Source organism: Citrobacter sp. wls716 (genome assembly GCF_005280975.1).
Taxonomy (GTDB): domain Bacteria; phylum Pseudomonadota; class Gammaproteobacteria; order Enterobacterales; family Enterobacteriaceae; genus Citrobacter; species Citrobacter youngae.
Genome location: NZ_SZWX01000049.1, coordinates 158,503 through 171,200, shown reverse-complemented (window position 1 = coordinate 171,200; position 12,698 = coordinate 158,503). Strand labels below are relative to the sequence as shown.

The 12,698-nt window shown below is 49.6% G+C and carries 12 protein-coding genes; 5 read left to right on the top strand and 7 right to left on the bottom strand.

Annotation, left to right across the window (positions count from 1 at the left end; genetic code table 11):
- Positions 1 to 4: 4 nt before the first annotated feature.
- On the bottom strand, positions 5 to 583 hold the full coding sequence (locus FDX24_RS17160; protein ID WP_137364663.1) for a LuxR C-terminal-related transcriptional regulator: 579 nt from the start codon (positions 581 to 583) through the stop codon (positions 5 to 7).
- Between the two features lie 737 nt (positions 584 to 1,320).
- Entirely contained in the window at positions 1,321 to 2,496 is a 1,176-nt protein-coding gene (locus FDX24_RS17155) for a DnaJ family molecular chaperone (protein WP_048212354.1), read from the bottom strand.
- Positions 2,497 to 2,796: 300 nt separating this feature from the next.
- Here FDX24_RS17155 and FDX24_RS17150 point away from each other — a divergent pair, with 300 nt between their 5' ends.
- The 3 genes from FDX24_RS17150 to pheP all read left to right on the top strand — a co-directional run bounded on the left by FDX24_RS17150 (position 2,797) and on the right by pheP (position 7,657).
- Positions 2,797 to 3,879, top strand: coding sequence for a YncE family protein (locus FDX24_RS17150; protein ID WP_137364662.1), 1,083 nt, complete (start codon positions 2,797 to 2,799; stop codon positions 3,877 to 3,879).
- Between the two features lie 59 nt (positions 3,880 to 3,938).
- Positions 3,939 to 6,137 (top strand): TonB-dependent siderophore receptor, encoded by a 2,199-nt coding sequence (locus tag FDX24_RS17145; RefSeq protein WP_061067476.1) that lies wholly within the window; start codon positions 3,939 to 3,941, stop codon positions 6,135 to 6,137.
- A 125-nt stretch (positions 6,138 to 6,262) separates the two neighbouring features.
- Positions 6,263 to 7,657 carry a phenylalanine transporter gene (pheP, locus tag FDX24_RS17140; RefSeq protein ID WP_061067477.1) on the top strand — a complete coding sequence of 465 codons (1,395 nt, stop codon included), beginning with the start codon at positions 6,263 to 6,265 and terminating at the stop codon, positions 7,655 to 7,657.
- Positions 7,658 to 7,711: 54 nt separating this feature from the next.
- Here pheP and FDX24_RS17135 read toward each other — a convergent pair whose 3' ends face one another.
- The 4 genes from FDX24_RS17135 to FDX24_RS17120 form a co-directional block, all read right to left on the bottom strand.
- On the bottom strand, positions 7,712 to 8,956 hold the full coding sequence (locus FDX24_RS17135) for a mechanosensitive ion channel family protein (RefSeq protein WP_061067478.1): 1,245 nt from the start codon (positions 8,954 to 8,956) through the stop codon (positions 7,712 to 7,714).
- A gap of 64 nt (positions 8,957 to 9,020) precedes the next feature.
- Positions 9,021 to 9,674 (bottom strand): oxygen-insensitive NAD(P)H nitroreductase, encoded by a 654-nt coding sequence (gene nfsB, locus FDX24_RS17130; protein ID WP_137364661.1) that lies wholly within the window; start codon positions 9,672 to 9,674, stop codon positions 9,021 to 9,023.
- A gap of 119 nt (positions 9,675 to 9,793) precedes the next feature.
- On the bottom strand, positions 9,794 to 10,162 hold the full coding sequence (locus FDX24_RS17125) for an MmcQ/YjbR family DNA-binding protein (RefSeq protein WP_048212349.1): 369 nt from the start codon (positions 10,160 to 10,162) through the stop codon (positions 9,794 to 9,796).
- Positions 10,162 to 10,743 (bottom strand): TetR/AcrR family transcriptional regulator, encoded by a 582-nt coding sequence (locus tag FDX24_RS17120; RefSeq protein WP_137364660.1) that lies wholly within the window; start codon positions 10,741 to 10,743, stop codon positions 10,162 to 10,164. Before FDX24_RS17120 ends, FDX24_RS17125 begins: the two co-directional genes overlap by 1 nt.
- A gap of 191 nt (positions 10,744 to 10,934) precedes the next feature.
- On the opposite strand from FDX24_RS17120, the gene FDX24_RS17115 reads away from it, so the two are divergent.
- Both FDX24_RS17115 and FDX24_RS17110 read left to right on the top strand, forming a co-directional pair.
- On the top strand, positions 10,935 to 12,047 hold the full coding sequence (locus FDX24_RS17115; RefSeq protein WP_061067480.1) for an MBL fold metallo-hydrolase: 1,113 nt from the start codon (positions 10,935 to 10,937) through the stop codon (positions 12,045 to 12,047).
- 17 nt (positions 12,048 to 12,064) lie between these two features.
- Positions 12,065 to 12,406 (top strand): RamA family antibiotic efflux transcriptional regulator, encoded by a 342-nt coding sequence (locus FDX24_RS17110; RefSeq protein ID WP_005122005.1) that lies wholly within the window; start codon positions 12,065 to 12,067, stop codon positions 12,404 to 12,406.
- A gap of 22 nt (positions 12,407 to 12,428) precedes the next feature.
- Here FDX24_RS17110 and FDX24_RS17105 read toward each other — a convergent pair whose 3' ends face one another.
- A complete protein-coding gene (locus FDX24_RS17105; protein WP_005122002.1) occupies positions 12,429 to 12,677 on the bottom strand; it encodes a DUF1158 family protein in 249 nt (82 codons plus the stop codon).
- Between the last annotated feature and the right edge of the window lie 21 nt (positions 12,678 to 12,698).

The following is a 12,698-nucleotide window of genomic DNA, read 5'->3' as shown; positions in this document are numbered from 1 at the left end:
TCAGTTACGGCTGGCTATAGTGAGAAATGGTGTACTTGAGCCGGGTATTACTTTTACCCAGCTTTCTGGCAATGTTGCTTTTGTACGCCCCGATTGTTTTTTCGCTTTTTTGCGATACTCCGGCGATTTGTGCCAGTGACCACCCGCGGGCTAGCATCATCATCACATTGAATTCGTTGGTCGTTATTTTTGTTTGTAGTTCTTTGATATTGCTTGGATTTTTTCTGTCGATGATACGAGTGATTGTTTGTAATAGCTGATCAAGACTGGTGTCCTGATCGAGGAACTGCAGGGCCATTCCGCACACTGTTTGAAAAATAGAAAAAGTGGCTTCATCGGCTAACACGATGATCGTTGTGGATGGTCGTATAGCCATGTTGCGGATAATCCTGGCATATTTTAAAAAATCTGACTTGTCAGGATTAATAATGATGCAATCCGTTTCATAAGATAGCGTTTGGACGGCAGAAAGCGTCTGGGAGGAATGGTACGCGATATCAATATATAATGATGAGCCACGTAGGATTTCTCGCATGCCTAGCCAGGGGTAAATTGAGTCACCCAAAAAAATAGCTTTAGACATAACGATCTCCTTGAAATTTTGGTGCAAGCAGTCGCCTCTTTTTTTGGTTAAAAAAGAGTTTCTCGCGATGCATGAAATGTTAATTAATTCTCGTATGCCCTAAATAATTCAAGTTACAGGAAGTCCGGGGAGAGAATTCCCAGGCGTACAGATACTATGTGGCTGAGGTGAACTAACGCAGCCAACGCATATGTAACTTGAAGTATGACGGGTATATTTCGCTCTTTGCTTTGAACGTATCCTTATTTATTCGGATATCAACAGATAATATCTGTCTTTATTTAAATCATTAACTATTCTTAAAGTGGATATTACACTTTGTTAAAATTTAAGATAAATCGTTTATATCACCTCTGTGAAGATGATTGATAGATTTCGCTTATTGATCGGCGAAGTTTTGTGTCCGTCGATTCGATAATGACAGGGGATTCCTATAGGTTTAGAAGGGGAATACTGTTAATTGTTATTAATTTCAAACAGATATGTGATTTTCTTAACGGGGTAGGAAACAACCAGGAGAATTCTTAATCAAAGGCCGGGCAGGGAAGGAGCTAAATGTTTGGAAGGAGAAAATAGTGTTTAATTTGAATTAATGGGCTGAAAATGAAAATAATTTAGATTTATATTCTTGTTTTATTGGTATTTTAGGGTGTTTAATCTGAAGTAAACTTTTTGTGCTTAATCTGAAAATCAGTCTTGCAGCCGCTTTTTTGTCTGCTTTTTGTACGCGCATTTTCTCAGCCAGCCAATAGCTCTTGCTCCACTTGTTGTACCTGCATTTCCAGCGTAGTGCGGATTTCGGTCAGTGCCCGTTGCTGATCGGAGAAGTAGGCTTCTTTGTCTGTTACTGAAGTAGCAAGACGCCAGGCGTTTTCCGCTTCCAGATCGCTAATCTCTTTGAGCAGCGCATTAATTTGCTCCCTGAGCTGCTGAATCTTGCTACGTAAATGCTGCAGATCGTTTAATCGGTCACTTGCCATCATCGGTTCGAGTCCGCTTTGTAACTGGGTCAGCAATGCCCGAACTGCGGCCAGATCGGCATTTTGTCGTGCCTGATTAAGCTGCACCATCATCTGATGGGCTTTCTCTTTCAGGTCATCCGCTACCACGTCCGGGTGGCAAAGGCGACTGGCCTGACGCCACAGGCGTTTTAACTCATTACGTTCATCCGCTGAAAGCCGCTGGTCGCGGGTGTAGCGGTGCTGCGCATCCTGCTGTTGTTCCTGATATTCATCATATTCGTGGCTGGCTTCCTCCTGTGCCTGACGGGTTGCGCTGTCGTCCTGGCGAGAAAAGTCGTTTTCCAGTTCACGAATTTCCGCCAGCAGGGCGGTGATAAGCTCAGTCTGTTGCTGAATGCGCTGGCGAGTTTCCACGGATTCGCGGGAGTCCGAACTCAGATTTACCCAGTGCTGCTTGAGTTTCGCCAGTTGATCAACGGCCTGTGAAATATAGTGCAGACAGGACTGATAATCTTTTTCGCGACGTTTTCGTTCTGCTTCCTGCTTACGTTGTGCGCTGGCGGCCAACTGCTTACGCAGTTCGAGAATTCGGCTCATTAACGGTCCGAGGCGAAGATGATACAGGTCATTGAAATCATCGAGGATTTGAATGCGCGTGTTGCGCTTATCAATCAGATCACGCAGTTGGGTTTCAAGCGCTTTCAGTTCGAGCTTACTGGCGGCAATGCCGGGGTCCTGCCACGTTGATACTGCGCGCTGGGATTGTAGCCAGTGCGTAATTTCACGCAGGGCATCGCCGAAACGCCGTTCTTCAATCGCCTGCACGATGACGCCGGGAATGACTGGCAAAGGTTCATTTTTCAGATGCGCCAGCTGCTGGAAAATAATCTCTTCATCTTCCAGTTCGATGGCGCTTTTGACGATCTCAAGTCGTTTAATGATCTTATTCATGACAGTCGTTGCCTGGCGTGGTTCAAAAACGAGTGACTGAACCACGACAGGTTCACCCGTTTGAAAATGTTGGAAAAACAGTAAAGTGCATTCTGTGGCCTGCGATGCCTTTTCGTCCAGAATAATTAACTGTAATTATGAAAAAGCGGTACTGGCGCGCACTTCTTCATGTCTTTAAACCCTCGTTTCATCTTTTTTATTCACCGGCTAATTATTCTTGATCTGATAAAGATAATGCGTATAGTTCTCATTCTCTTTTGATATTAACAATCTGCGTGAATTCTGGTAAGGATCCTGACAATGAAAAAAACAACATCCGCTCTGGCATTGTTGGCTGCCGTTGCATTGAGCGGCTGCACAGCTAACGCCACGCCAGCCAGTAACCCGCTGGCACAGGAAAAAGCAATCGCACCGGCAGCAACGGATATTCAGCAACGCGCACTGGCTGACGGCTTGTATGAAATGGCGCTGAGTCCTGCGGGTGATACGCTGTACGTCGCCAGCGCGGAAGGGTTCAAAGATGTTCAGGGTGGGGTGGTTTACAAGCTGGATCCGCAAACGCTGAAGACCATCGGTCTGAGCCACACCGATCTGAAAAACTTTGGTATGGCTATCTCGCCAGACGGTAAAACGGTGTATGTCACCAACTCTCTGGATGGTGGTCTAAGCGCGCTGAATGCCGCAGACGGCAAAGTGAAGAATCGCGTGCTGTTCCCGGAACGTAACCCGCAAGGTTTCCCATACGGTGCGCGTCAGGTACTGCTGCATAACGGTCTGCTCTATATTGGCGCCGTTGCCGATCCGGCGGTGATCTGGGTGGTTGATGCCGAAACGCTGAAACTAAAAAACCGGATTAAAAATACCGGTAAATGGATGACCGGACTGCATTACTCAGAAATGACGCAGCGTATTTATGCGGCAAATGGCGGCGGTGAAATCCTGGTTATCAACCCGCGTACTCAGCGCGTTGAAAAACGCTGGCAGCCGCTGGGCGATAAACCCGCGTTGCTGTTGAATATGGCGGAAGACCCGCAAACCGGTCGCCTGTTTGTCACCGACAATTCCAAAGCGAAAACGACATTGGTGTTGGATATTCATACGGGCAAGCTGCTCAAACAACTGGATATCGGGGATTCTCTGGCGGTGAAATTCAATGCGAAGCGTAATGAAATCTATATTACCCAGCGTGATTCCGGAAAATTGCTTAGCCTGAACGCAACGGATTACAGCGTGAAGAAAAGCTGGGAGCTCCTCCCCAATCCAAACAGCCTGTTGCTCTCTGCTGATGGCCAAACCTTGTTTGTCACCGTGAAACAGAAATTCAATAAAGACCACTCCACCTCCGCGCCAGATAACGTGGTGCGTATTGATCTGAATAAATAATAACAACATGTTGCCGGGGCGCTCTCCGGCAACGTCGTCAGACTTTTAATGGCATGGCTATGGACAAGACTAAAACATACGCACAATTAATGAGAAAAACTGTGCTGGCCGCTACTATTGGCGCGCTTTCCGGCACGGTGAATGCTGCTGAAACCCCGACAGAAGCGGAAGATACCATTGTCGTACAGGCTGCAGAGGGACGTGATTTTAAACCCGGTGGCGATACGTTACTGCCTGCTTTCCTCGACGGCCAGGTCGCCAATGGCGGCAGGCTGGGGATGCTTGGTCAGCAAAATGCCATGGATGTGCCATTTAACGTTATAAGCTACACCTCAAAACTGGTCGAAGATCAGCAAGCTAAGACCGTAGCCGATGTTGTCGCCAATGACGCGAGCGTGCAGGCGGTGCAAGGCTACGGTAACTACGCAGAGACATACCGTATTCGCGGTCTGAAACTTGACGGCGATGATATGACCTTTGGTGGATTATCCGGTGTGCTGCCGCGCCAGGTGGTGGATACGCAGATGATCGATCGCGTTGAAATCTTTAAAGGCGCGAATGGATTGCTCAATGGCGCGGCCGGTAGCGGCGTTGGCGGAATGATTAATCTTGAACCCAAGCATGCAGACGATACGCCGATCACACGCCTTGGTATGGACTACACCAGTGACTCACAGGTGGGAACGTCGCTCGATGCCGGACGTCGTTTTGGTGACAATAACCAGGTCGGTGCCCGTGTGAATCTGTTGCATCGTGAAGGGGAGGGGGCGGTTGACGACGATAAACGTCGTACCACGCTGGCATCGCTGGGACTGGATTACCGTGGCGACCGTTTCCGCAGTTCATTAGACGTCGGGTATCAAAAAAAGACGTTTCACGGCGGTAACATGGGGATCAATGTCTACTATGTACCATTTGTCCCCGATCTGCCGAAAAATACGCACAACTATAGCCAGAGATGGGGTTATAGCGATATTGAAAATGAGTTCGGAATGGCGCGCACGGAATATGATCTGACCGATAACTGGACCGCTTACGCTGGTTTAGGTGCGCAGCACGCGCATGAAATTGGTTTGTACAGTGCCCCGGAAATATACAACCAGGCCGGTGACGCCAAAGCCGGACGCCTTGATACCAATCGTATTATTGATGCGTTCAGCGGGATGGCAGGGCTGCGCGGGAATTTTGATACGGGTTTTGTGTCACATAAGGTTAATGTAGGCTATTCCGCCGTCACTAAAGAAGACAAAATCGCCTGGCGCATGGGGTCACGTGCCGCACGTCCGGACGTCAATATCTACGATACGCAAGCTGTAGCAAAACCAGCGGTGACGGCGACGGGAGGTAACTACAGCGATCCGTTAACCAGTGGACGTACGCGTAGCCAGGGGTGGTTACTCAGCGATACGTTGGGCGTGCTTGATGATCAGCTTCTGTTTACCGTCGGTGCCCGCCACCAAAAGGTCGTGGTACGTGATTACAACAAAGAAACAGGCGCTGAAAACGTTAAGAACAGTTTTGATGACAGCCGCTGGATGCCGACGTACGGTGTCGTATATAAGCCGTGGCAGGAACTTTCTCTTTATGCGAATCATACCGAATCGCTACAGCCTGGCAGCACCGCGCCAAGCAGTGCGGTGAACTACGGTCAAAGCACCGGAATCATCCATGCAAAACAGAATGAGGTTGGGGTCAAAACAGACTTTGGGCGTGTAGGCGGTTCACTGGCGCTGTTTGAAATCAAAATGCCGGTTGCGCAGTTGGATAGCCAGACCCGGTATTACGCAATCAACGGTGAGCAGCGTAATCGTGGCGTGGAGCTGAATGTTTTTGGTGAACCGGTGTTAGGGCTGCGGCTGAACGCCAGTGCAACGTGGCTGGATGCGACGCTCAGTAAAAATCAAAACGGTGTCAACAACGGTAAGACGGCAATCGGCGTACCGGACTTCTATGCGGTGCTGGGGGCTGAATATGATATTAAACCTGTTGAAGGACTCACCGCGACGGCACGGCTGAACCATTCTGGCGCTCAGTATGCCAACGCGGCAAATACCAAGAAACTCGACAGTTTTACCACACTGGATTTAGGTGTGCGTTACCGTATGTCACTCAATCAAAATCAGAACCAGATGATTTTGCGTGCAGGGGTCGATAACGTCACCAACGAGAATTACTGGTCAGGTATTGATGATACCGGGACTTATCTGTTCCAGGGCGAGCCACGCACGCTGAAGGTTTCCGTCAGTTACGACTTCTGATTTTTTTCCTGGGCCTCGGTGCGTTGGGCAAGGATGCCCGGCGTATCCAAACGATTGCGCCTTGCGACAACCAGGTTGAAATGTTAAAAGAAGCCCCTTCAATAAAAACCACACAGGGGTAGGGCGTGAAAAACGCGTCAACTGCATCTGACACCAGCGTGTCTGATGCCGCGTCGACGAATGAACCGACGCTTCAGCGGGGGTTGCAAAACCGCCATATTCAGTTAATTGCGCTGGGCGGCGCAATTGGTACAGGCTTGTTTCTGGGAATCGGCCCGGCTATTCAGATGGCGGGACCTGCTGTATTACTCGGTTACGGTGTTGCCGGGATTATCGCGTTTCTGATCATGCGTCAGCTGGGCGAAATGGTGGTTGAAGAACCCGTTTCCGGATCGTTTGCCCACTTTGCCTATAAATACTGGGGTCCGTTCGCGGGTTTCTTGTCTGGCTGGAACTACTGGGTGATGTTTGTGCTGGTTGGCATGGCAGAACTCACCGCAGCCGGAATTTATATGCAGTACTGGCTGCCTGATGTCCCAACCTGGATTTGGGCTGCGGCTTTCTTCGTGATTATCAATGCGGTCAACCTGGTCAACGTGCGTCTGTATGGCGAAACGGAATTTTGGTTTGCGCTGATCAAAGTCCTGGCGATTATCGGCATGATTGGCTTTGGTATCTGGATGCTGGTTTCCGGCAACGGTGGCGAACATGCAAGCATCGATAACCTCTGGCGTTATAACGGCTTTTTCGCGACTGGCTGGAATGGACTGATCCTGTCGTTGGCGGTGATTATGTTCTCGTTTGGTGGTCTGGAACTGATCGGAATTACCGCTGCCGAAGCGCAGGATCCGCAAAAAAGTATCCCGAAAGCGGTAAACCAGGTGGTGTATCGTATTTTGCTGTTTTACATCGGCTCATTGGTGGTGCTGTTGGCGCTGTATCCGTGGGTGGAAGTGAAATCCAACAGCAGCCCGTTTGTGATGATTTTCCATAATCTTGACAGCAACGTGGTGGCTTCTGCGCTGAACTTTGTCATCCTGGTGGCTTCGCTGTCGGTGTATAACAGTGGCGTCTACTCTAACAGCCGTATGCTGTTTGGTCTGTCGGTACAGGGAAATGCACCGAAGTTCTTAACCCGAGTCAGCCGTCGTGGCGTACCGGTAAACTCATTGATTCTGTCCGGCGCGATTACGTCGCTGGTGGTGCTGATCAACTATGTGTTGCCGCAAAAAGCCTTCAGCCTGTTGATGGCGCTGGTGGTTGCGACGCTGCTATTGAACTGGATTATGATCTGTCTGGCGCACCTGCGTTTCCGGGCGGCAATGCGTCGTAAGGGGCGTGATACTCAGTTTAAAGCGTTGTTGTATCCGGCGGGTAACTACGTGTGCATCGCCTTCCTTGGTATGATTCTGGTGCTGATGTGCACCATGGATGATATGCGCCTGTCCGCTATCCTGCTGCCGGTGTGGATCCTGTTCCTGTTCGTGGCCTTCAAACTGCTGCGTCGCAAGTCCCGCTAATATCTAACCGATCTCATCCTGGTGATGAGATCGGTCCTTTCTTCATGCTACCGATTAACGCTGAAAGACACCTGCCAGGGCGCGAATATCATTTCCGGTAGGGGATTGATGAATGCGTAAACCAAACTCTTCGACGACGGCAAAAATATGGTCGAAGATATCAGCCTGAATACTTTCATATTCCAGCCACACCACCGTATTGGTAAACGCATAAATTTCAATCGGTAAACCGTGGTCATCTGGTGCAAGTTGGCGCACCATTAATGTCATATCTTTGCGAATACGCGGGTGGTGGCGTAAATATTCGTTCAGATAAGCGCGGAAGGTGCCGATATTGGTCATCTGGCGATGATTCAATACAGACTCAGGCGCATCTAATTGCTGGTTCCACTCGCTGATTTCCTGGTGACGCGTGGTCAAATACGGTTTCAGCAGGTGTGCTTTATGCAATCGCTGGCGTTCATCTTCATCAAGAAAATGAATGCTGGTGGCATCGATGCTGATGCTGCGTTTAATCCTCCGACCACCGGAAGCCGACATCCCGCTCCAGTTTTTAAACGAGTCTGATACCAGCGACCAGGTGGGGATAGTGGTGATAGTGTTATCCCAGTTGCGCACTTTTACGGTGGTTAAGCCAATATCAATAACCGCACCATCTGCGCCGTATTTCGGCATTTCCAGCCAGTCACCAAGCTTGAGCATATCGTTGGCTGAAAGCTGTATTCCGGCCACCAGACCGAGAATCGGGTCTTTAAACACCAGCATTAATACGGCTGCCATGGCACCCAGACCGCTTATCAGTATTGCCGGCGATTGGCCTATCAGCAGGGAAATCATCAGGATCCCGACGAGGATGGCGGCAATCAGTTTGATACCTTGAAATATACCTTTCAAGGGTAACTGGGATGCGGCAGGGAGTTTTTGCGACAGGTTGAGAATAACGTCCAGCAGAGAAAACAGGGACAGCAGGGCGTACATCATGATCCACAGCTGTGCGCAAGTCACTAATATATCTGCCGCTTCACTGCCTTTTTGTAGCCAGAGTGTGGCCTGTATATTGACGATGATACCTTGTAGCGTAAACGCCAGACGGTGGAATAATTTGTTCTGCGTGATAATTTGCAACCACAGACGGGAACTGGTGCTGGCACGTTTTTCAAATGCGCGTAATACCACCCAGTGCAAAATAACGTGAACAATAATGGCGGTGATAAAAATAATGCCAAAAATCATCACCAGCGAGGTGGTGTGATTTATTTCAATGCCGAGTTCTTCTACCTGAGATATCAATTCCTGCATAATGTCTCCTTAATAAACAGCGGTCTATGATGACCGCTGTGTGGAGCTTATGCAAATGTGGGGATCAGACTTCTGTCAGCGTCGTTTCTTGCGGCAGACGTGATTTTGGCAGGGCGGCGTTGAAGTCTTCTACGCTGTGATGACCCACCGGGACCACGACAACGCTGGTGTAACCCTTTTCTTTCAGACCAAACTCTGCATCCATCACTGCCGCATCAAAGCCTTCAATCGGCACTGCATCCAGACCCATTGCTGCAACGCCCAGCAGGAAGTTACCGACGTTCAGGTATACCTGTTTTGCCATCCAGTGGTTGTCATCTTTCAGTTCTTTGCGATGCATATCAGCAAAGAAGGTACGGCCTTTGTGGTTTGCAGCTTTAGCTTCAGGGGTGGCGAAGCGGCCATCGCTCTCTTCTTGATCCACCACGCGCTCCAGCCACGCATCGTCCATCGCCGTTTTGGCGCAGAACACCACGACGTGGGAAGCATCCAGCATTTTACGTTCGTTGAACACAAAGCCACCGGCTGCGGATTTAGCCACCCGCGCTTTACCTTCATCAGTGCTGGCAACGATAAAATGCCACGGCTGAGAGTTGGTGCTGGATGGGCTAAATTGCAGCAGCGTTTTTAATTTTTCGGCCTGCTCAGCGGTCAGTTTTTTAGTCGGATCGAATGCCTTAGTGGAGTAACGTTTTAAGGCGACAGAAACAATATCCATAACTACTCCTGGTGGTTTTTTATACCCTGCGGGTACGTTTTGTTTCAGCAGGGTACAGGGTTAGCGGGAAAATGATAAGACCGAAAAATGCAAAAACACTTATCGACGCTAACGATAAATCAGCCAGGCCGCAGGCGTTTTTGATCCCGCTTAGGCAGGCCGTCTACCACCCGATGCCATGAGTCGTTCACCAGGTCAGTCAGTAATGACTCGCTAATATCATCGCCGGGGTAGACGGATATCCAGTGCTTTTTATTCATGTGATAGCCCGGTTCGATACTGCGGTAAATCTGCTGATTCAGCAGTGATTTTTGTGGGTCTGATTTCAAATTAACCAACGGACGACCGCGCTGCTCTGAGACAATCATAAAAATCTTACCGCCGACTTTGAAGACATCGTATTCCGGGCCGAACGGCCAGCATTGCTCAGTAAAAGGCAGTTCGAGCGCAATACGTTTAGCACAAGCATGCAGCGTTTGGCCGTCCATTATTTTTCCTCGCGGGTCAGTGCGCGCCACATGGCCTCAAACCCCATCGAAATATATTCATTCGCGCGGGCAGGATCGCGGGCGGCAAATTCCATGGTTGTTTCTGCCAGTGAAAGAAAAAGCCCATCACCGAAGGCACGATATTCGTCAGACATAAATTCAGGGCGAACGGAACGATGACATAAATCGCGCAGTTCCGGGAACATATCATCAGCCTGCAGTTCGGTTTCTTTGCTGATCTTTTCGCTGACGGCCAGTTGGCGGATAGTGCGATGTCCACAAGTATGGTCCAGACCCCAACTGATGTAGCTGTTCCAGATGTAGTGAGTCATGGTTTTGGCATCGGTCACTGAGCGATCCAGATTTGCCATCATTGACTGGCAGAGGTCTTGCTTTAAATGGAGGTAAAGCTCGTTGATCAGATCATCTTTTGTTGCGAAATAGCGAAACAATGTTCCCTCTGCCACACCTGCATTGCGGGCAATTACGGCGGTAGAGGCCGCAATGCCTGATTGTGCAAATGCTGCGGTTGCAGCTTCCAGTAATGCCTGTTTTTTGTCTTCACTCTTCGGACGAGCCACTACACTTTACCCCTAAGTCTGTAAAAAAATAGGATTGAATCACGGCCTTTGCAGCACCGCAACGGCGAATGTCAAAGATTGAAAATCATCTTGACGACAAACTTTCGATTTCTATAATGAGTGCTTACTCACTCATAATCAAGAGTCAGTCGCGCAACCCAGCGGAAAGGGGGCGCGTTTAAGGTCAGGATATGAAGCGTCTCACAGTTTGTGTGGTTGTTATTATGCTCATTGCCGCAGCAGCAAGTTTACCGTTTGTCCTCAATGCCGGATTTGGTCAGGCGCCGCAAGGAGCACAACTGAGTCAGGTTGAACAGTCGCCACACTATCGTGATGGACAGTTTCATAATCAGGTCCCGACCCCGGGCTATACCGGCAACAAAGGTATGCTGGCGGCCTGGTGGGAGTTTCTGATCGCGAAGCGAGAAAACGCGCGACCCGCGCAGCCGTTACCACTGGTTGCGACCGATCTCGCCAGTTTATCGCCAGAGCAGGATACCCTTGTCTGGCTGGGACATTCCTCGTGGTATTTACAGTTGGCGGGCCAGCGTATTCTTATTGATCCGGTGTTGAGCAATTATGCCGCACCGTTTTCATTCCTGAATAAAGCTTTTGCTGGTGAGTATCCGTGGACCGCGCAGACGATGCCGGAGATCGATCTTCTTATTATCTCGCATGATCATTATGACCATCTGGATCTCGCCACCATCAAGGCCCTGATGCCGAAGATTAAGCGCGTGATTACGCCACTTGGCGTGGGATCGCACCTGCGTTACTGGGGAATGAACAGCGAGATTATTGAGGAACGTGACTGGAATCAATCCGTCAAAGTGACGGACTCGCTGATCGTCCATGTCCTGCCGGCCCGCCATTTTTCTGGCCGGGGGATTAAACGTAACCAAACGCTGTGGGCCAGTTTCATGTTTGAAACGCCGGAACAGAACGTTTACTACAGCGGTGACTCCGGCTACGGGCCGCATTTTAAAGCGATTGGCGAGCAGTTTGGCAAGGTCGATTTGGCAATCATGGAAAATGGTCAGTATGACCAGGACTGGAAGTTCATTCATATGATGCCGGAAGAAACCGCCCAGGCCGCGGCCGATCTCCACGCGAAAGCGGTATTACCCGGACATGCGGGTCGCTTCGTTCTGGCAAAACACACCTGGGATGATCCCTACAAAAGACTGGCACTTGCCAGTCGCCGCCAACATTACCGATTGCTGACGCCGATGCTGGGTGAGCCGGTAGCACTGTCCGAACCGGACCAACAGTTTACGGCCTGGTGGCAGCAGGCAACGCAATGAACAGAGGGGAGAGCATGATGACGATTTCTGCTCAGGTAATTGATACGATTGTTGAATGGATTGATGATAATTTGAACCAACCCTTGCGCATTGATGATATTGCGCGCCATGCGGGGTATTCAAAATGGCATCTGCAACGCCTTTTTCTGCAGTACAAAGGCGAGAGCCTCGGGCGTTATATCCGTGAACGTAAGCTATTATTAGCGGCACGTGATCTGCGAGATACCGACCAAAAAGTTTACGATATCTGTCTGAAGTATGGCTTCGATTCGCAGCAGACTTTCACGCGTATTTTTACCCGTACGTTTAGCCAGCCGCCTGGGGCGTATCGTAAAGAAAATCACAGCCGCACACATTAACGGTATACGGGTTCTCGCGGGTCTATTCTGCCAGCGAGAACCAACGCCGCCAGATGAAGCGCAGTACAAAATATTCAATCACCCCGAGAAGCAAGAACCACAGACAAAACAACAAAGTATAAAACTGATTAAGATCCATTAAATGAAAGGTTGTGACTAACTTTTGCGCCAACACCAGGCCAAGCGAAGGGGCGGGCAGCAGCAGGCAGGAAAGCAGAGCCAACAGCAGTATCCCGGCGGCGGTCATCAGTGATTCAAGCGGGTGTTTCATGGCATTGTTAAACTTGAGTTA